The 19,375-nt window shown below is 41.9% G+C and carries 24 protein-coding genes; 9 read left to right on the top strand and 15 right to left on the bottom strand.

Features of this window, described 5'->3' with window-relative positions; all coding sequences use genetic code 11:
- The first annotated feature begins 38 nt into the window (after positions 1-38).
- The 3 genes from ACO067_RS01390 to ACO067_RS01380 are packed head-to-tail and all read left to right on the top strand — an operon-like array spanning position 39 to position 2,605.
- A complete protein-coding gene (locus ACO067_RS01390) occupies positions 39-779 on the top strand; it encodes a DUF4905 domain-containing protein (RefSeq protein ID WP_421869680.1) in 741 nt (246 codons plus the stop codon).
- The gene (locus tag ACO067_RS01385) at positions 769-1,827 is read left to right on the top strand and encodes a LysM peptidoglycan-binding domain-containing protein (protein WP_421869677.1); all 1,059 of its coding nucleotides are present in this window, start codon (positions 769-771) and stop codon (positions 1,825-1,827) included. The genes ACO067_RS01390 and ACO067_RS01385 overlap by 11 nt, the downstream gene beginning before the upstream one ends.
- Positions 1,799-2,605, top strand: a complete 807-nt coding sequence (locus ACO067_RS01380; protein WP_421869674.1) for a TIGR02757 family protein — start codon at positions 1,799-1,801, stop codon at positions 2,603-2,605. Before ACO067_RS01385 ends, ACO067_RS01380 begins: the two co-directional genes overlap by 29 nt.
- On the opposite strand, the gene pyrE is transcribed toward ACO067_RS01380, so the two are convergent.
- The gene (pyrE, locus tag ACO067_RS01375) at positions 2,602-3,252 is read right to left on the bottom strand and encodes an orotate phosphoribosyltransferase (RefSeq protein ID WP_421869671.1); all 651 of its coding nucleotides are present in this window, start codon (positions 3,250-3,252) and stop codon (positions 2,602-2,604) included. The genes ACO067_RS01380 and pyrE overlap by 4 nt on opposite strands.
- An 88-nt stretch (positions 3,253-3,340) precedes the next feature.
- Here pyrE and ACO067_RS01370 point away from each other — a divergent pair, with 88 nt between their 5' ends.
- Positions 3,341-4,030: an NUDIX hydrolase gene (locus tag ACO067_RS01370; protein ID WP_421869668.1), complete on the top strand. Its 690-nt coding sequence runs from the start codon at positions 3,341-3,343 to the stop codon at positions 4,028-4,030.
- On the opposite strand, the gene coaD is transcribed toward ACO067_RS01370, so the two are convergent.
- From coaD to ACO067_RS01350, 4 genes are read right to left on the bottom strand one after another with little or no spacing between them, the layout of a single operon-like run.
- Positions 4,018-4,470 carry a pantetheine-phosphate adenylyltransferase gene (gene coaD, locus ACO067_RS01365; protein WP_421869664.1) on the bottom strand — a complete coding sequence of 151 codons (453 nt, stop codon included), beginning with the start codon at positions 4,468-4,470 and terminating at the stop codon, positions 4,018-4,020. The genes ACO067_RS01370 and coaD overlap by 13 nt on opposite strands.
- Positions 4,470-5,363, bottom strand: coding sequence for a DUF3822 family protein (locus tag ACO067_RS01360; protein WP_421869660.1), 894 nt, complete (start codon positions 5,361-5,363; stop codon positions 4,470-4,472). The genes coaD and ACO067_RS01360 overlap by 1 nt, the downstream gene beginning before the upstream one ends.
- Position 5,364: 1 nt before the next feature.
- Positions 5,365-5,958 carry a hypothetical protein gene (locus ACO067_RS01355; protein WP_421869657.1) on the bottom strand — a complete coding sequence of 198 codons (594 nt, stop codon included), beginning with the start codon at positions 5,956-5,958 and terminating at the stop codon, positions 5,365-5,367.
- A 53-nt stretch (positions 5,959-6,011) separates the two neighbouring features.
- A complete protein-coding gene (locus ACO067_RS01350) occupies positions 6,012-6,512 on the bottom strand; it encodes an NUDIX domain-containing protein (protein WP_421869654.1) in 501 nt (166 codons plus the stop codon).
- A 60-nt stretch (positions 6,513-6,572) separates the two neighbouring features.
- Here ACO067_RS01350 and ACO067_RS01345 point away from each other — a divergent pair, with 60 nt between their 5' ends.
- Positions 6,573-6,995 carry a DUF1573 domain-containing protein gene (locus ACO067_RS01345; protein WP_421869651.1) on the top strand — a complete coding sequence of 141 codons (423 nt, stop codon included), beginning with the start codon at positions 6,573-6,575 and terminating at the stop codon, positions 6,993-6,995.
- Here the strand turns inward: ACO067_RS01345 and ACO067_RS01340 are convergent.
- Both ACO067_RS01340 and ACO067_RS01335 read right to left on the bottom strand, forming a co-directional pair.
- Entirely contained in the window at positions 6,989-7,363 is a 375-nt protein-coding gene (locus ACO067_RS01340; protein WP_421869649.1) for a DUF423 domain-containing protein, read from the bottom strand. The two genes, ACO067_RS01345 and ACO067_RS01340, sit on opposite strands and share 7 nt — an antisense overlap.
- Positions 7,356-8,033, bottom strand: a complete 678-nt coding sequence (locus ACO067_RS01335; RefSeq protein WP_421869647.1) for a YggS family pyridoxal phosphate-dependent enzyme — start codon at positions 8,031-8,033, stop codon at positions 7,356-7,358. Before ACO067_RS01335 ends, ACO067_RS01340 begins: the two co-directional genes overlap by 8 nt.
- Positions 8,034-8,130: 97 nt before the next feature.
- On the opposite strand from ACO067_RS01335, the gene ACO067_RS01330 reads away from it, so the two are divergent.
- A complete protein-coding gene (locus ACO067_RS01330) occupies positions 8,131-9,684 on the top strand; it encodes a GH3 family domain-containing protein (RefSeq protein ID WP_421869644.1) in 1,554 nt (517 codons plus the stop codon).
- Entirely contained in the window at positions 9,684-10,313 is a 630-nt protein-coding gene (locus tag ACO067_RS01325; protein ID WP_421869628.1) for a LysE family translocator, read from the top strand. Before ACO067_RS01330 ends, ACO067_RS01325 begins: the two co-directional genes overlap by 1 nt.
- A 65-nt stretch (positions 10,314-10,378) precedes the next feature.
- Here the strand turns inward: ACO067_RS01325 and ACO067_RS01320 are convergent, their stop codons facing one another.
- Positions 10,379-10,960, bottom strand: a complete 582-nt coding sequence (locus ACO067_RS01320; RefSeq protein WP_421869625.1) for a hypothetical protein — start codon at positions 10,958-10,960, stop codon at positions 10,379-10,381.
- 130 nt (positions 10,961-11,090) lie between these two features.
- The gene (locus ACO067_RS01315; protein ID WP_421869622.1) at positions 11,091-11,654 is read right to left on the bottom strand and encodes a pentapeptide repeat-containing protein; all 564 of its coding nucleotides are present in this window, start codon (positions 11,652-11,654) and stop codon (positions 11,091-11,093) included.
- A 59-nt stretch (positions 11,655-11,713) separates the two neighbouring features.
- Between ACO067_RS01315 and ACO067_RS01310 the strand changes: the two genes are divergently transcribed.
- The gene (locus tag ACO067_RS01310) at positions 11,714-13,432 is read left to right on the top strand and encodes a DUF885 domain-containing protein (RefSeq protein ID WP_421869619.1); all 1,719 of its coding nucleotides are present in this window, start codon (positions 11,714-11,716) and stop codon (positions 13,430-13,432) included.
- Here the strand turns inward: ACO067_RS01310 and ACO067_RS01305 are convergent, their stop codons facing one another.
- Complete coding sequence (locus tag ACO067_RS01305; protein WP_421869614.1) at positions 13,433-14,143, bottom strand: DUF3307 domain-containing protein; 711 nt, start codon at positions 14,141-14,143, stop codon at positions 13,433-13,435. It abuts the gene before it with no gap.
- Positions 14,140-14,742 (bottom strand): transcriptional regulator, encoded by a 603-nt coding sequence (locus ACO067_RS01300; protein WP_421869611.1) that lies wholly within the window; start codon positions 14,740-14,742, stop codon positions 14,140-14,142. Before ACO067_RS01300 ends, ACO067_RS01305 begins: the two co-directional genes overlap by 4 nt.
- A gap of 317 nt (positions 14,743-15,059) precedes the next feature.
- On the opposite strand from ACO067_RS01300, the gene ACO067_RS01295 reads away from it, so the two are divergent.
- Complete coding sequence (locus tag ACO067_RS01295) at positions 15,060-15,602, top strand: DUF4136 domain-containing protein (protein ID WP_421869608.1); 543 nt, start codon at positions 15,060-15,062, stop codon at positions 15,600-15,602.
- On the opposite strand, the gene ACO067_RS01290 is transcribed toward ACO067_RS01295, so the two are convergent.
- From ACO067_RS01290 to ACO067_RS01275, 4 genes are read right to left on the bottom strand one after another with little or no spacing between them, the layout of a single operon-like run.
- Positions 15,596-16,492 (bottom strand): aldo/keto reductase, encoded by an 897-nt coding sequence (locus ACO067_RS01290; protein WP_421869605.1) that lies wholly within the window; start codon positions 16,490-16,492, stop codon positions 15,596-15,598. The genes ACO067_RS01295 and ACO067_RS01290 overlap by 7 nt on opposite strands.
- 30 nt (positions 16,493-16,522) lie before the next feature.
- Positions 16,523-17,563, bottom strand: a complete 1,041-nt coding sequence (locus tag ACO067_RS01285; RefSeq protein ID WP_421869602.1) for a vWA domain-containing protein — start codon at positions 17,561-17,563, stop codon at positions 16,523-16,525.
- Positions 17,564-17,566: 3 nt separating this feature from the next.
- Entirely contained in the window at positions 17,567-18,469 is a 903-nt protein-coding gene (locus ACO067_RS01280) for a hypothetical protein (protein WP_421869599.1), read from the bottom strand.
- Positions 18,450-19,334: a DUF58 domain-containing protein gene (locus tag ACO067_RS01275; protein WP_421869596.1), complete on the bottom strand. Its 885-nt coding sequence runs from the start codon at positions 19,332-19,334 to the stop codon at positions 18,450-18,452. Before ACO067_RS01275 ends, ACO067_RS01280 begins: the two co-directional genes overlap by 20 nt.
- Between the last annotated feature and the right edge of the window lie 41 nt (positions 19,335-19,375).

Genomic DNA, 19,375 nt, shown 5'->3' with positions numbered 1-19,375 from the left:
CAACCATCAAATTTGTATAAAAATACGCGAATTAGGACGTGAAGGCAGCAACTTTTCGGTTTTCTTTGGAATTGACAGATAAAATCTGGCAGGTAGTTCTGTCTGAGGAAACGGGTAAACTGATTGCTGAGGTTCGGAATGAGGAAACACAATCTACGAAGTATCATCTGATTGACTTAGTGGGCTGTGATCAAGAAGAATCTTTCACCATCCAACAATCGGATTTGTGGACGAGTATCCTTCATTACTGTGATCCGTATTTGTTACTGGAGCAGTTCAAAGATCCAAACGATCCATCTACTAAGGATTTGATGATTTATGATGTGCTGAATAAGACAGTGGAGGCGGAAATCTCACAGTTTCAGTTTCAAGAAAGAAGTGGATTAGAGCTGATTGGGGTAGACCCTAAAGATCCTAAGATTGAAAAGGCATACACTTTGAGGACACTAAATACGTCGAACACCTACCATATGAGGAGTCCAGTGTATTATCCATCTGGATCAGAGAGCTGTCAGCTAGTGGAAGAGTTCCTTGATATACCTGCCAGTGGACTCGGTTGTGAGTATTTAGAGGAGGGTGATTTCATCATAATTTGTTATTATGTTCGTTTAGGTACAAAGTTTGATAGATGGCTCATGGTGATTAAGAGTGAATGCGAGATTTACCACAGTCGTATTGATAGAGAAATGGATGGATTTGCCTCCGGAGGCTTTTTTGTGTTGGATCGGTTATTGGTATTTATTGAAAACAGGATTAAAATACATGGCGTTGAATTATAGAATTGTTTGCTTTTTAGGTATGGTTTGTCTTTTCGCAGTAGGCACTAAGGCTGGTTCTTTAGACTCATTGCGCACAGAGAAACTAGGAGATGAGTGGTTCATCATTCATAAAGTGGAGCAGAGTGAGACTCTCTACAGCTTAGCCAGAAGATATGGTGTAGAGTTGCCAAAGATCCAGGCTGCCAATGACCTTAATGGGACCAATATCGACCTTGGGCAAGAATTAAGAATCCCAAGTACAGCTCCAGTATCATCACCTCAGGAGTCAGATTCTCATCCTAATCCATCATCATTCCGAACGCATACGGTTAGTCCCGGAGAGACGCTCTACTCAATCGGTAGAATCTATGGAGTAGAGGTGCCTGATATCAAAAAATGGAATTCCCTGTCTGGAACAGATATCTCTATCGGTCAGGAACTGCGAATCGGAGGTGGCTCTGATAAAGCATCATCAGAGATAAAGTCCACTGAAACCCAGGCCCAGGTCCAGAATACGGAGAAGAAGCCAAAAAAGAAAGAACCCGAGACTGAGATTCCCGATGGATTTAATATCTATTATGTGCAAACGGGTGACTTATTGGAAACCATAGCCGCCAAATACAAGGTGCGTCCAGATAGCATTGTCATATGGAACAAACTTCCCAACTCATACTTAACCATAGGACAGAAACTACTGATCCGCGGAGAGGTGGATCGGGAGACGATGAACAAGCGTAAAAACATTGAAAAACTGGGCTATGGTACTCGAAGAAAAATTACTGACCCAAGTGGGTTAGTGAAAATTATAGAAGAAGGTTCGGCCAGGAAAATTGAGGACGTGGTGGAAACTCAGAAATACCTGGCGTTGCATCGTTCGCTACCAATCGGCACGATGATCGAAGTTAGAAACCTCATGAATAACCAGAAGATTTTCGTCAGGGTAGTGGGCAAACTTCCCGAAACTGGTTTGAATAAAAATGTATTGGTTAGACTCACACCGATTTGCTTTGATCGATTAGGTGTGATTGACCCCATGACACGTGTTGAGCTCACCTACTTCGAAGACTGATTTGAGTGACCTGCAAAACCTCAAAGTCTTTTTAGATCTCAAAGTTACTGAGTACAATCAGCCTGGTTTCATTGCTAATGATCCGGTTTCTATTCCTCATTTGTTCACCAGAAAGCAGGATGTAGAGATAGCCGGTTTCGTGGCTGCAGTGCTCGCATGGGGGCAGCGAAAAACGATCATCAACAAGTGCAAAGAGTTTTTCAACTTGATGGACTATGCTCCCCATGACTTCATTTTGAATCACAAAGAATCGGATCTACGACGGTTTCTTTCATTTAAGCATCGCACATTCAATCCGACAGATGCGCTGTATTTCATAGAATTTTTTAGGCACCATTACCGGCGCAGTGATACGCTAGAAGATGCTTTTTTAGAAGGAGCCAAAATATCCGAACCCACCACAGAATCGCACCTGATCACCTTCTTCAATAACTTCTTTTCATTGCCAGATCACCCAAGAAGAACCTACAAACACATACCTACGCCTGAGCGTAAGTCTGCATGCAAACGACTGAATATGTACTTGCGGTGGATGGTTCGTAAAGATGACTTTGGAGTTGATTTTGGGCTATGGGAACGTATCAGGATGGATCAGTTGGTGTGTCCATGTGATCTTCATGTGGATCGGGTGGGGCGCAAGCTCGGGTTGATTTCCCGCAAACAAACGGACTGGCGCACAGCCATTGAGCTTACTGAGAACTTGAAAAAACTGGACCCAAAGGATCCAGTTAAATATGATTTTGCACTATTTGGCTTAGGTGTAGAAGAGAAATTCTAGTTTCCCCATTGGGCGGGATTGTCTCTCCACGCTTGTAGTGTTTCTAGCTGCTCTTGTTTTAGTCGTCCATCACTGATCATGGTATTGATCAAGGTAGAGTAATCACTCAAATACCAAAGATCAATATTGTGTTGCTGGAAGTTGTCGTCGGAGATCGGAAAACCGTATGTAAAGATGGCCGCCATACCCAAAACGTCCATACCAGCGGCTCTAACAGCTTCTGCTGCTTGCAGAGAACTTCCTCCAGTAGATACCAGGTCTTCAATTAAAACCACCTTTGCACCTCTCTTAGCCACACCTTCGATTTGGTTTTCCATACCATGGCTTTTTGATTTGGAGCGAATGTAAATAAACGGGAGGTCCAGCGCTTCTGCTACCAGAGCTCCCTGGGGGATTCCTGCAGTGGCTACACCGGCTATGCAATCCACCTGTGGATACTTGTCTTTTATCAACTGAACCAGCGCGTTTTTTACTTTTGTTCGAATCTCAGGGAAGGACAGACTCAGTCGATTATCACAATAGATGGGTGAGTTCCAGCCTGAAGCCCAGGTAAAGGGCTTTTCGGGTTGTATTTTGATAGCTTCAATGCTCGCTAAGGCATTGGCGATATCCGCTGCTAGAGGAGCGTCAAATTGTTGAATAGACATGTAATATTATTTTTTGGAAAATTCTTGAGGTCTCACTTTTTAGCCCCAGCATTTTTATGTTTTATTTGTATGCAAAGCTAACCTACTCGTGAAAATTTTTATCAACGATATTCCTGTTAGTATTATCAGCAATGAAGAGTTAAACTCCCTGAAGGATTTTGACCTGATCATTGATGGTGCCACTAGTAAGATCAAGCCCAAAAAGTTGATTGACGATGTGTTGATCAAAGATGCTTCCCCGGAGAAAGTCGATGAATTATTGCATGTAATGACCGACAATAAACTGAAGGGTGTAGATTCCATTACCTTCACCAGCTCAGACAAGGAGGGTATCGTCCAGTACATCAAGAAGAAATTTAAAGTAATAGAAGCTGCAGGTGGTGTAGTGGATAAGGCAGGAAAGATTCTCTTGATCTACAGAAAAGGAAGATGGGACATTCCGAAAGGGAAGATGGAAAAGGGGGAGAAGAAACGCGAATGTGCGATACGAGAAGTGGAGGAAGAGACAGGAGTGAAGGTGTCTATTGAAAAAAAGATCAATACGACCTGGCATACTTACGTGAACAAGAAGAAATACATTCTTAAAAAAACACACTGGTATGTGATGAAATGTGAGGACGACACCAGGTTAGGACCACAGACAGAGGAGGATATTGAAGAAGTGAGGTGGATGACATTGAGTGAATTGCGGGCAGCTTTATATAACTCTTACCGATCCATTCGAGTGGTGATTCAAGAATACCACAAACTCTTAAAAATCCACGATCAAAGCTTGTAAGGGAGGAATGGGTCCACATCTCCACCATATTTATGCACCTCTCTGATAATGCTGCTGCTGATAGGGGCCAGCTCTGGTGAGGTGATCAAGAAGACGGTCTCTAGCTTTGTATTGAGGTATTTGTTGATCTGAGAGATGCTGTTTTCATACTCAAAGTCAGTGGTGTTTCTAAGACCTCTTATGAGGAATTTGGCCTCATATTTTTTGGCTAAAATGGCAGTCAATTCATCATAAACCATCACTGATACATTGTCATAATCCTTGAAGGCTTCTTCAATTTTATTGACCATGTAATCCAGATCGAAATATCGGTTCTTTTTCGTATTATGGCCTATTCCTATGATGATTTCGTCAAACAGACTCAGGCTTCTCAATACAATGTCTTCATGACCTTTGGTAAAAGGGTCAAACGAACCGGGGAAGATGGCTACCTTCTTCATTATTCACAAAGGAATATGCTGTAGATGTCGAAATACCGATGGTCCTGCACTTCGTCAAAGGCAGGTCCGAATTTCAGGAAGTTGGGTTTGGTACCCAGAGAGATATTTCGAATGTATTTTTTGAGTAATTCTAGGTGTGGAGCATCGTTTTTGATCGCTCCCCAGATTATCAAGTTGTTGGATTTGGGAGACATTTTCATCTCCTTAAAGACCAGCATGATGTACTTCAAATAATCGTCGCTTTTACGCACGGCGAATTGATTATAGTAATGCAGTTGTTGCTTTTGGCTCACTGCAATATGAAGTATCCCACGATCTACAAAGCAAAACATGGTTTTTTCGTGCGAATGGTCATCGTATTTGAGAATGCCTTCGATCAGGGCGCTTCCCTGATGTACCACTTGGATACTCTTTTGCTGGTACCTGGATTTTGCCCAGGAGATAACTTTTCGGTCGCAGGCAAATATATTCACCGCACTACTGGCGATGTGCTTGTAGTAGTAAACCTCTTCTATTTTAGTTTTGATCTCTGAGTTAAGCGCCAGGTAATCACTTGCCGCCTCAGGTAGGAAATAGGGAGCCGGAACTAAGGAGAACTTATGTGATTTGAAGCTGATTTTAATGTTGTCCCATAGGTCTGAACCAAGAAACGGGTGCTTCTTCACTATTTCCTGGATAGCTTCAAGGCGCGTGTTGATCGTTCGGATGTTTTCCAGACGATAATCTTCCACGTACAAGCAACTGCTTGTTTGTTTGTTGACCACACTAAATTGAAAATCCCTTGTGCCTATTTGTAGACAAAGGGAATAGGATGGGAGCTTCTCTTGACTGAAGCCCCCAGCCTTAATTCTTTTAACTAATTTATAGTTCTTTGATGTGGTCGCAGTACTCAAATTACTCCCAGTTACCGGATGTTGTTACACTTGTTCTGGATCCGAATCTCAAAGGTTTTCTAGTTTGATATTCGCTCTCTTCATCTCTAGCTGGGTTGATTGGACTTGGATTGACAACTTCGATAGCGTTTACTTTCACACCGCTCTTGTCAATTTTATCAGCCCATATATTAAACTTAGTTGGAGGCTCTACGCCTGGCACGTAAGGTAAAGTAGCAAGGTTGAATTTCGGCCATTTTGCCTTAGTGAATACGGAGTCCTTCACAGGAACTGTCCCCAAAGTATCCACCTCAAACCAGGTGCTATCAGCGCCATAGTCCAATGTTTTGATGAATTCCTTCTTGGAAGTGATATAAAATCTACCTGTATCAACGAAAGAAGTCAGTTTGTCCCAGTCGCTGGTATATTGTCCATTTACTGCGAGGTAAGCAGATTCAGCTTCTCTGATCATTTTCAGTTGTTCAATGATTCGGGCTTCCATTCGCGCTATTCGTTCTGACTCCACAATACTTGAGTTAATTGAATTGTAAAGATACCATGCCAAGAACAATGCAAGGATTCCGAAAACTATGGTGAAGATTTTTGTCTTGCTCATTTACTGTTTAGGTTTTTTGCAATAATAAGGATAATTAGGTTGTTAGTAAAACCCTATTTTTTTGAAATACCTTCAAATTTATAAAAGCCTGATGATTCCAGTATCATGCTGGGATGTTCTAATTCATGAAAAATATTGTGAAGATGCTGATTTGGTATGTGTTGAAGCGCTTCAAATGACAACCATTTGAGCTCTGATAGAATCTGTTCATCTTTTGGTACTTCAGGATCTTCTCCCAATTTAAGCTCCCCTGAAACCTGTTCAACCCGAAAAAACAATTCAATTGCATGGTGAGTGTCAGTTTTAAACTCATTTACAAAGAGCATCTCTTTGACGCGAATGATTAGGCCAGTCTCTTCTTGAAACTCTCTGACAAGTGTTTCTTGAGCGTTTTCGTCGAATTCCAATCCACCTCCTGGTGGAGACCAGATATATCCAGCACTGCCGATCCCTTCGTGTTTCAATAGCAAAATGGCATCTCCTTCTTGCAAGATACCACAGATTCTGACCCGGACTTTTTGCTCGTAGAGCTGCTTACTGACTGATTCACTCATGATTTACCAACATATTATTCAACTCTTCGTTACCTTTACTGAAAAATCAGAATCAAGACTATGAGAGTATTAGCAAGTTTATTCATTTTATTCGTAGGGTTTGGTGTAGTGGCACAGAGTGCCGACGAAGAAAAGGACCAAAATGGACCCAAAATCACTTTTGCTGAAGCTTCACATGCATTTGGTGACATCACGCAAGGTGATGTGGTTACTCACATTTTTAAGTATGAGAACACTGGCAATGAGGCCTTGGTGATCTCCAATGTAAGGACTTCATGTGGATGTACCGCACCAGATTGGAACAGAGAGCCTCTTGCTCCTGGCGAAACTGCTGAAATGACTATCAGATTCAACAGTAGAGGTAAAATGGGTGTACAAAATAAAATAATCACTGTACTTTCCAATGCGGTTAACAGCACTGAGAGAATCAAGATCACTGCCAATGTGAAGCCTCAACAAGCTGAGGCTGAGGATGGTCAGTAAGTCTTCACAAGATATACAATCAACAATATCCAACCTCCAATAAAGGATACACCACCCAGAGGTGTGATGGATCCAAGTACTGTCAGGTTGGTGATTGATAAAACGTACAGGGATCCTGAGAAAATAAGGATGCCCATCAAAAATAGGAAACTCACCAGTTTTAATAATTGGTGAGTTTTTTGTTGCATCAGTATTCCCACCATTAAAATGGCCAGTGTATGAAACATGTGGTACTGTACAGCAGTTTCGAATGTGTCCACCCGTCCATTAGCCTCCAGTGTATCTTCCAATCCGTGAGCACCAAATGCTCCCAGTCCTACTGCAAGTGCTCCTAGTATACTTCCGATGATTAAGTGTCTTTTACCCATAATTTCGTTCTCCAAATATTGAACTCCCTATTCTGACCATATTGCTACCACATTCCAGGGCGATTGAGTAGTCACCACTCATGCCCATTGAGAGGTACTTTAGGTTGAAATGGTCTGAGCGGTATTTGTCCTGTAGGTCATCATACAGCAGTTTCAATCCCTGAAATTCGCGAATTACCTGGGCTTCATTATCAGTATTGGTCGCCATGCCCATAAGACCAACCACTCGCACATTGGGAACTTCTTTCAGTAATTCGTTCTCCAAAAGAGTGGTCAATTCTTGCTCATCAAAACCAAACTTGGTACTCTCTTCAGCTATGTGTACCTGAAGTAGGCAATTGATCATACGGTCGCTTTTCACTGCTTCCTTATCGATCATTCGTAGAAGTTTTTCGCTATCTACGGAATGGATGAGGTATACATAAGGAGCAATGTATTTGACCTTATTGCGCTGTAAGTGCCCAATCATATGCCACCGAATGTCTGATGGTAACTTATCATGCTTTTCGGTCATTTCTTGAGCTTTATTCTCTCCAAAATCGCGATGACCCGCTTCGTAAGCTTCCTTGATATCATTGACGGGTTTGGTTTTGCTCACGGCAATGAGGCGTGCGTTATATGGCTCGAGCTCTGTGTTAAGTTTTCTTAAGTTGTCTGCTATTTTGCTCATTCCTGGTTTGGTTTGTACACTTGTTGGTTTACTTTAACAACTTAGACGGTAGTAGAACAAATTAATGTAAAATTACACTCTTGAAAAGTAACTGGCTATGGCAATTTTAGGTACGCTGCTGAAAAAAGGGATCACCCTTGGCGAGAGCCTTGAGCAACAATATACATCTCCGCTGGATTTACAAAAGCAAGAGCTGAGAAAACTGCTGATTCACTCTAAGCAAACAAGGTTTGGAGAGAAATATCAGTTTGGTACGATTCTCAAGTCGTTTAAAAAAGGTCGGGTAGATCAGTTTTATACCGAATACTGCCAGCATGTTCCGCTATTTGATTATGATAAAATTTTTGATGAGTGGTGGCAAGAGGCTAAGAATGGAAAGCGAGACGTTTGCTATCCTGGTAAGATCAAGTATTTCGCACTGAGCAGTGGTACTTCCGGGGCTACTTCCAAGTACATTCCCATCACGAAAGACATGATCAAGTCCATACGGAGAACGAGTGTCAGGCAGATTTTATCACTATCCAGATATGAATTGCCCAATGAACTGTTTACGAAAGGAATCCTTATGCTTGGAGGAAGTACCAACCTGAGAAAGCATGGAACTTATTTCGAAGGAGATCTGAGTGGGATCACGGCAGCCCAAATTCCTTTCTGGTTCCAACACTTTTATAAACCGGGCAAAAAAATAGCCAAGACAAGCGATTGGGGTTCTAAACTCGATGATATTACCAAGAAAGCTAAAGATTGGGATATAGGAATCATAGTTGGGGTGCCAGCATGGTTACAGATATTGATGGAAAAAATAGTCAATTACTATGGAGTGAAGACTATTCATGATATCTGGCCAAACTTAAAAATCTTTGTTCATGGAGGCGTCTCTTTTGAACCTTACAAAAAGGGGTTTGAGAAGCTGGTGGCACACCCACTAATTTACATGGAGACCTATCTGGCCAGTGAGGGCTTCATTGCTTTTCAGGCTTTTCCAGATCGAAAATCAATGAAATTGGTTTTGAATAATGGCATATTCTATGAATTTGTTCCTTTTAATTCTAAAAACTTTGATGAAGATGGGTCCATACGGGGTAACCCTGAGACTTATCATATAGGACAGGTCGAAGAGAATAAGGAGTATGCTTTGTTACTAACAACGAATGCTGGTACTTGGAGATACCTTATTGGAGATGTTATTAAATTTGCCTCGGTTGAGGAAGCAGAGATTCAAATAACGGGTCGCACCAAACATTTCCTCAGCTTGTGTGGCGAACATTTGTCACTGGACAACATGAACAAGGCAATAGAGCTGGTAAGCGAAGAGCTCAATATTGACATTCGTGAGTTTACAGTGATAGGTGAGCCGAGTGGAAGTTTGTTTGCTCATCGCTGGTACATTGGCACTGATGATGAAGTAGACGAGCCATTGTTGACCAAATCACTAGACGAAAAGCTAATGTCCTTAAATGACGATTACAAAGTAGAAAGAGGTCACGCACTCAAAGACTTCTCAGTCAACGTGTTGCCATCAGCTGTGTTTTATGACTGGATGAAAAAGCAAGGCAAGGAGGGAGGTCAGAATAAGTTTCCGAGAGTTTTGAAGAAAGAGAAATCCGAGAATTGGAAAAGCTTTCTGTCAGACCAAAAACAGAACTTCTAATGCATCCTTACTTTACAGGATTACTATCAGGTCTTGTGTTCATAGTTCTTCTTGGACCTGCTTTCTTTGCACTGTTACAAACCAGTGTGCAAAAAGGGTTCAAAAAAGCCGTGTTACTTGCTGTAGGTATTAGTCTTAGCGATATTCTCTATGTATATCTGGCATTGATGGGAGTTGCCTCACTGCTGGAAGAGAAACAAACTAGAATGTGGCTGGGGATTATCGGTACCATCATTCTGATTTTGTATGGTGTGTACAGTTGGTTTAAAAAGCCTCGGATTTATAAGAATGAAATAGAGACCAAAAAAGACCTTTCCTACTTGAAGTATGTATTAAAAGGCTTTGTTTTGAATGGGCTGAACCCATTTTTAATTGTTTTTTGGGTGAGCATTATCGGGTTGGTCGCTTCCAATTATGATTACTCATTTATCCAACAGGTTTATTTCTTCGCCGGAGTACTCACGACCATCCTGTCGACGGATATCATCAAAGCATTTTTGGCTTACCGATTAAGAGCTGCGGTTACCCCTAAGAAGATCTTGATTCTCAATCGATCTGTGGGTGTTATTTTGATTCTATTTGGTTGCCAGATGATCTATTTTTTGGTAGACAATTATGTGTTGAATTAAAAAATAAAGGTACCAGGGGGCATAACCCACAAGGTACCTTGATATGAAGAGGATTTCTTAATTTCTTAGATTGCCTTCACAATACGGGTTTTCTTACCACTTATGTGAATCTCCAGTTTCGCGTCTGTATCGACTGTGGAGAAGTCAAACTTTTGAGTGAAATTTTGAGAGGACATTTCAGTGTTTTTGTAATAGAGGTTTCCTCGATCGTCCAGCACTTTGATGGATACAGGAACATCTTCTCTAAATACCCTAAGTGAATAATTTCGGTTGCCATTGTCAGTGAGGAATGCAGCTACATCATCTTCATGAAGTTTGCTGATGAATACCTCTTGCTCTAAAGAGATTTCTGCTGATTCAGCTTTCACCATATAATTGCCCTGCTTCATAGATGACATGTCTATTGGGAGGCTAAAGGATTTATCAAAATCCACTTTCTGGGATAAGATCAAGTTGCCCTGATCATCGCTAATTCTTAGTCTGACTTTTCCTGGACTATCAGTTGCCATGTTCAGTGCGAACCGGGCGTTTTTTACTGTGCTTAGGGATAATTTGCTGGAAGAATTGGTGCTTGATGGGTCTGTTTTGCTGATAGCGGTAGAGCATACCAATGCCACTACGGCTATCGATAAAATTGCCTTTTTCATTTTAGTTTGAGTTTAGTTTTGATCTGCTTGGTTTAACGACTAATAGCCTTCGGAAGGTCTGATCATCGTTTAAATGGTAGGTCCTGTAGGTTCTACGGGTTAGAATTTATGTGTGCGGTAATTGTGAGGCTTATTTCAGATTAATATCTAAGTGATTGATCAATCCTATTACATTAAATCTTGAGAAAGTTGCTTTTCTTAAAATATTATTTGCTGGATTGATGGAGAAATTGTTAGCGGTGGTAAAGTTCGCTCTACTTAGGTCGCAATTGATGAAGACAGCCCCTTGCAAGTCGGTTTCTTTGAATACGGATTTACTCAAATTGGAGTTTTCAAAATCCACTTCCTTGCACTCACATTTAGTGAACTGTGTATTGGGGATTTTGAGACCATTGAATGAAGAATAGTCTAGCTGACACTGGTTAAAAGACATTTCCAACAGAAATTCATGACAATCATGAAATTGTAACCCAATCATTTTGCATTGATCAAATTTTACGTTCTTCAGCGCAGTATCCTTCAGTTTGATGTTACTGAGGTCACATTCTGTGAATTCACAATCTTCGAAAACGTATCCTGACAGATCTGAGTTAGCAAGTGAACACCTTACAAATTGACAGTCAGTATATTCACCTGGCTGCAGTTCCTTTTCCATTCCTTCAAATACTTCTTCGTCAAAATAGGCTTTACTCATGATTTTTTAGTTGACGCCTCAAAGATGTTTAGATTTATAAAACCTAACTAATTATACCAATGAAGTCTACTCTTTCTTGTGTCTTGATGTTTGTTTTTACCTTGCTTGGAGCTCAGAGCAATTCCACTCTACTGAATGTACTTGCCAACCTGGATTCCATAGATCAGGTATATGATGAGAGCCGTTCATCTAATCGTTACTATTTCTTACGAGAGGAGCAGGTGATCACACAGGCAAAGGCTAAGGAAAAAGAGCTTGAAACACTGGATAGGATGGACCCAGCCTTACTTTCCCGCCAAGATCAAATAACCCGCTCCACGTTGTTATTGAAACTGAATGATGAGCTAAGTACAGTCAAATTCAAAACATACCTGATGCCGTTCAATGCCGAAGGCGGTTTTTACAATAATCCTACATTTAGTCTGAGCAATCGATCGTTTGGCACTACGGATGACTATACTAACTATGAGCAGTGGATGCGCTCATTTGGGGTGTATCTTGATTACAATCTGGAATTACTTAAAAAGGGAGTTGATGCTGGTGTGATGCGTCCAAAGGTCATCGTCGAGAATACTATTTCTTTGTTGGAACCATGGTTAGGAGCGGTAGAGAATCAGGTTTTTTACCAACCATATATCACTTTTTCAAATGCCATACCCGATGAGCAACAAACCAAATTGCAAAACAATGGCCGATCTATCATCAGGAAGGAACTGATGCCTCGTTACCAGCAGCTAAAGGATTTCCTGGTATCCGAGTACCTACCAAAAGCACCAGCTAGTCCTGGAATCAGCAGTGTAAGTAATGGTAAAAAGTACTATGAAGATCGTATTCAGTTTTATACTACTCAAGACCTTACTCCAGACTCGGTATTTGCTTTGGGACAGTCAGAGGTGATCCGTATTCGTTCACTAATGGAGCAGGTCATTGAAGATGTTGGATTTGAAGGTGGTTTTGAAGACTTCATTGAGTTTCTCCGTACAGATCCACAGTTCTATGCTGGAAGTGCTCAGGAGCTATTGAATCATGCTGCCTGGCTCAGCAAGAAAGCAGAAGGCCAGCTGCCTAGATTGTTCAAGACGCTGTACGAATTGCCCTTTACAGTGGCTCCTGTTCCCATGTCCATTGCTCCCAATTACACAGGAGGGAGGTATGTGCCTGGGAGTAGAAGTCAGAATCGACCTGGGACCTATTGGGTCAACACTTACGATCTTTCCAGCAGGCCTTTTTATACGCTGCCTGCATTGACTTTGCATGAGGCGGTCCCCGGTCATCACCTGGGGATCATGGTGGCAGCTGAGTTGACCACTGATATTCCTGACTTCCGGAAGAATTACTACATCAGTGCATATGGAGAGGGATGGGGATTGTATGCGGAGTATTTAGGAGAGGAGATGGGAATGTACACTACTCCATATGAGCTTTTTGGCAGGTACACTTATGAGATGTGGCGTGCTTGCAGGCTGGTGGTGGATGTAGGGCTGCACTACCAGGGATGGTCGCGTCAGCAAGCTCTCGATTTCTTAGCCAACAACACTGCGCTTTCCCTTCATGAAGTGAAAACTGAGATTGATCGATACATTGGTTGGCCTGGGCAGGCTGTCAGTTACAAAATAGGGGAACTAACCATCAAATCATTGCGGGCTAAGGCAGAGCAAGAACTGGGAGCGAATTTTGATTTACAGCAGTTCCATGAAGTAATCCTAGCAAATGGATCTATACCGCTGGATGAGCTGCGCACAGAGGTGGAAAGATATATTCAAGAGAATTTGAGGTAATTATATCTGTTGCAGTAAGTACAAGTAAGTGAGTCCTATGATCACGGCCAATGCAAAGCTGAGAAGTGTGCCGATAAGAATATATTCCGTGAGTTTTCGATCCTTTGCTTTGGAAAGATCACCGAAACGAAACACAGATTTGGCGGTAATCAGAAAGCCAATTGCTTCCCATTGGTCATAGATAATGAATAGAAAAACAAACAAGCGCTCCAACATACCAATGTAAGCTCCCGCACCTTTCAGCGATTTCTTTTCTTTAAACTTCCACTGACTGGTGATCACTTTAATAATGATAGATGCTACCGAAGTGAGGCAGAGCAAGGCAATCAGTGTCAGAAGTAGCTGCGGTTGTGATATGTTAAGCCCACCTATGTCGAAAGGATCGTACGCATGGCATATAAGCAGAATGACCACCAAGTGTGCCAACTGATCGAGGGCAAAGAGTAAAACCCTGTTGACATGGCGTTGGAGATATATTTTGCTCAGATCTATGGCGTAGTGTGTGATGATGATAATAACAATCACTTGCCAATACTGACCAATCTGAAACTGTAGAGTAGCCAGTAATGCCAATAGGTGTACCAACAAATGAAGGTACAAGTATCTGGAGCGTACGGCATGTTTTTGCTTACTTTCTACCCACTTTTTGGGCTGGATCAAAAAGTCGCCAATGATATGAGCCAGAAGTAGTTGTAGTAAGAGCTGATTCATAAGTTGGTAATGATTTTCTTGTAGCGCCTGATCATCAGATCTATTTCTTCAAATCCACTTCTTTTTAAGCTAGCACTGATACCACTCTGTTTGGTGTGGAGCAGTTTTTCGAGTTCTTTTTGTGTTCGATCTGGGTTTTCAATGACTACTTTCACGGTGAGCGCGGTTTTATATGCCCAGCTGTCCATGGTGAGACAGGCTAGCCTTAAATATAGGTTGAGTTCTTCGTCTATTTCACTTACACCTGTTTTAATTGCCAGGCTTCTTTTTTGCAGACTCTCATAGCAGTCTCCTGAATGCTGGAAAGCTGTTCCATTGGATTCGGTGACCTGATTTCCACTGAAGGTTTTGGTGCCAATCCCAATGGCCATTCGAACGTCCAGGTGTTGGATTGTTTTGATAGCAGACTTTATATGAATGGCGGCTGTTAAAGCCATTTTTGGAGTGGTTTCTAGTTGAAAGCTGTCTCCACGGTAAATCATCCATTCAGTGGTAGGTTGGCCATACTTGGATAATACGTCCTTGAGTAAATGAATCCACTCGCCGGGTTCCACTTGTCTGGATGCCATTAAGTCTCCGGTCAATACTGCGTAGTTCATAATTACAACCTAATTAAGTGATATTTCTTAATATAATTAAAATAAGTTATAAAATACAAATATAATTAATAAAGATTATAATTTGATTGATCAATCACGATTAAGCTAAATGACTGGCTTTTAATAGTGAATACAACGGTGTGCTAAATCATCAATATGAAATCGATTTCTACTCACAATTGATTGTTAGCAACGTGACTTAAACCTTGAAACTAGGTAAATTATAATTTTTAATATTTACAATAAAATAGAATTTATATTAGATAAAAACATGTTTAATCTTCAATAAATTAGCTATTAAGAAATTAATAGCCATTATGATTAAAATATGTAAAATTCTACTTCTCCTTAGTTTGGTTGGATTCAGTTGTAGTTCCGAACGTTTTATACTGGACTCTGATTTTGATTTTTCTGGAGATTTTAGAAAGTATCGATCATTTGCATTTATGCATATCTCCAATTCACCAGTAGGAGCTACAGAGGAGGAGATTCTAAAGAGCATTGTTGAAAAGCGGTTTGAGTCGATGGGGTACCGACATGATGATGAAAGCCCGGACTTGCTGGTTTCCTACAAATTTCATTATCAACCCACTCGGATTGTTGGATTCAGTCAATACCATTTAAATCATTGGCTGAGAAATAGCATGGATGTAGCTAATCTATCCAATCGTGAGAAAAGCTATGAAAGGAAGACGGTGTACTTACCTGCAGGGTCTTATTCTGTCTACTTCATTGATGCTAAAACCAATCGCATGATCTGGCAAGGGTACTCTGGTCAGGAAAAGCCATGGACTCACCAGCAACAGTTGGTAGCTAGTATTACGCGCATGATGGATCAGTATCAGGTGGTTGCTTACTGAATGCGGTGTTGCTGGTAGCGCTGAGCGGGAAGGATATTCTTTAGCCGATCCAGCTCCTCCATGCTAAGGTCAGGAGCATCAGAAGTTTTTACCGCATCAATTAGTTGTTCCATCGTGCGAATACCCACTACGGCTGTTGTGACCGCTGAATTACTCAGTACGTACTTTAGGGCTGTTTGTGTCAAAGACCGCTCGTTTTTGATTTCATTCAAGCCATTCTGCAAGCTAGATACGGCTGCAGTAGAATGCTCTAAATAGTCCTTTGCTGGTTTTCCACCTAATAACCCTTTGGCCAAGCCACCTCTGACCATCACGCCCACTTCATGTTGCTGGAGTATATCCAGAACTTCTTCTTCCGGTCGTCGGTCAAGTAGACTGTATTGCAGCATGTTGCTCACTATTCCGGTCTGTTTGTAAGCATCGATCACATTTGGTCGAATAGAAGAGATGCCGTAGTATCGGATTTTCCCTTGCTGCTTCAGCTGCTCAAAAGCTTCCATGACTTCTTGTCGGTCGTCATCGATGGTGCCTCCATGAAGTTGATAAATGTCAATGTAGTCTGTTTGCAGTCTTTTCAGACTTTGATCGACAGCTTCCAGGATATACTGCTTTGTAGGGTTCCATTGCCATCCTGATCCATCAGGCAACCACTGGTTTCCTACTTTGGTGGCGATTATTACCTGATCTCTTACCGGCTTCAAGGCACTTCCAACGAGTTCCTCATTAGCCCCACGATCGTACAGATCAGCGGTATCAAAGTAATTAATACCTCGTTCCGTTGCAGTTCGCAGTAGGTGTTCATTGTCATCTCGGGTCAGGTCGAGCGACATACAGCCAAAGCTTATTTCGGAGATTCGTAAGTTGGTTTTAGGGAGTTTGCGGTAGTTCATATGCACTTAACAGTCGGAAACGCATATGGTTTAGTCGGTCATCGCATTGCTGATAAAGGTCGACTTGGTCAGCAACCACAAAGCTAAAACAACCAACGCCCATCGCAAGTAAATCGCATAGTAGTCGGTGGTGTCTTTGTAGCGTGTCTCTTTAATCTCAGCCTTTTCTAACTGGTCAATTTCGTCAAAAACCTGCTGCAATGCCTCTTTATCAGAAACCCGATAGAAGTTGCCATTTCCTATCTCGGCGATCTCTCGCAAGTTGGTCTCGTCCAGAGTGTTTTCTACATACCGCGGGCGTCCAAAGAAGTCCGTACCAAAAGGAACTTTGCCTTCCTTACCTATTGCTATTGTATAGATCTTAATGTCATAGGCCTGTGCCAATTTAGCGGCAGTGATTGGGTCTATGTTACCGGCAGTGTTATCTCCATCACTCAGCAGGATCATTACTTTAGACATGCTGTCTGATTCTCTCAGTCGGTTGGTGGAAACAGCTAGAGCACTACCGATCGCAGTGCCACGGTTTTCAATCAGGTCAAATGAGATATCATCGATGTAACTATTCAACAATTCATAGTCAGTGGTTAAAGGCGATCTGGAAAAGGCATCGCCTGAAAATACCACCAGTCCAATTCGATCCTGAAAGCGACCAGCTACAAAGTTCCTCGCCACGTCTTTTGCAGCTTCCAGTCGGTTGGGTTTGAAGTCTTCTATCTGCATCGACTCAGAGATGTCTATGGTCAGCATGATATCAATACCTTCGCTCCATTGCTCCACCTGTTCATTGGTAGATTGTGGTCTGGCCAGTGCAGTGATCACTAGTGCTAGCACCATATAGAATAGAATAGGAGGTAGGAAACGAACAAGGCTGACAGGATCATTTTTAATGTCATTCTTTGTCAGAGCTATCGGCAGGCGGTCGCGAAACTGAGAGAGAATGATCCAACGGAGTAGTAGTATGACTGGAATAATGCCCAGGGCATAGAACCACAGTGGCTGCTCCCAGTCAAAAGACTGAAGTTTAGTCCAGGTAAACCAGTCCAGAGAAAACCAATTTTCCAATACCTCCATCTGCTAGCTGTTTTTAATTTGGTCTGAAATCACTGTATATCTATGCTGCGTGAAATCTTCAATGGCTTGAAAGCTCTTGTAAAGGTTGTCGTCGTTGATTCCTCCATAGACACATCGATCGATACTTTTAAGCGTGCCATTGAGTTCACTTGTATATTCCATGGCCATGATCTCTCTGGTGGTGAGCGTGGAAAAAGGTTTCTTTTCCATTTTTTCAAGGAATAATTTCCATGCCGCCAATGTGTGTTCAGCGAGCTTCTGATTGGGGTCTTTCTTCAGCGTTTGAATGCTTGTACTCAATTCTTCAGAGAATCGAATATAGTCTTTTTTCAACCTTCGAAGTTTTAACATTTTTCTGATTCGTTTTCCAAATACCAGAAAGACAATCAGAGCAATTACCAGAAAAGCGCCTGCTATGATCCAGATCAAAGGATAGTTAACGATGGAATCTACATCCTGATAATCCAGGTTTGTTTTGAGACGCAAGGTGTCAGATGCTGCAGGAATGAGCGTCTGAAAATAAATGGAATCTAGTGCTGCTTTGATGGTGGTGGTATCACTTTTGCTTTTTACCACAAAAGCAGGTAAGCCCAGGTACTGTACCTCGTCAATTTCATAGCTCTGGAGGGTGTATACTGCCGAGTCAAACACCTGACCATTTTTCAACTGACTGGGAAAGTACTGCTTACCAGAAAACTCCCAGGGAGTAAAATCATATAGCGTGTCTGGCAAGATCAAGTCGATGGACTGAGGGTACTCGGCTGTGAGCCAGTAGGTAATGTTTTCACCAATCTTCACACTGTCCTGTAGAAAGCCACCTCTTACGGCAATCTGCTGGCCATATGCGGTAGCTGATAGTATGATACTAAACAGAAGAATTAAAAACTTATCTAGAACGTTGCGCATTGGATTTATTCCTGTGTCTAAACAATCGTACCAATTTTGGGACATAATCATCACCTGTTTCAACCGAGAGGTAGCTCACATCGTTGCGGCGACAAAAGGTCTCTAGTTCACTTGTGTTTTTTCCGTAGGTTTTATTCAGCACATTGCGGAAGTGGCTGGAAGAGGAGTTGACCCATAGAGTTTTGCCAGATTCTTTTTCATGCAGAGGGATGATTCCCAGGTTAGGCATCTGAGATTCACGTTTATCGAAGAGCTGCACTACGACCAGGTCATGCTTTCGCGCCATTCCCTTCAGGCTGTGCATGTAGTTTTCGTCTATAAAGTCTGAGATGAGGAAAATAACTGCCCGGCGTTTGAGGATACCGAGGGTGGTTTTAATGGCCTCATCCAGGTTGGTTTTCCTGGAGGTGGGTTTTAGTTTAAATATGCTGGATAGCAACTCATAGGAGTGCTTCATTCCTTTGCCTGGCTTGATGTACTTTTCTTTCTGGTCGGAGTAGCAAAGCAGCCCGACAGCACTGCTTTCTTTCACAGCAGATAGAGCCAGTAGAGCAGTAATTTCTTTTCCGGTATCTATTTTTTGGCGTTTAGAAGAGCCTATTTCCTGGGATGCTGACACATCCAGTATGAACATGACCGTTTGCTCTTTTTCCTCAATGAAAGTCTTGACAAACGTTCCGTGTCCTTTTGCCGTTACATTCCAGTCGATGGTTCTTACATCATCACCGTATTGGTAGGCTCTGACGTCATCAAATTCAAGACCTGAGCCTTTGAAGATGCTGTGAAAATCACCTTGCATCTGAGAATTGATGGCTTTACGCACCCGTATTTCATATTTTCTCAGCTTTTTAAGGATTTCCTTCATGCAAAGTATTTTTGGCTTCTATCGATCCGATACATTTGTAC

The organism is Marinoscillum sp. (assembly GCF_965229915.1).
In the GTDB taxonomy this organism is placed as follows: domain Bacteria; phylum Bacteroidota; class Bacteroidia; order Cytophagales; family Cyclobacteriaceae; genus Marinoscillum.
The sequence above is the reverse complement of the archived record's forward strand: the minus strand, read 5'-3'. Positions and strand labels throughout refer to the sequence as shown.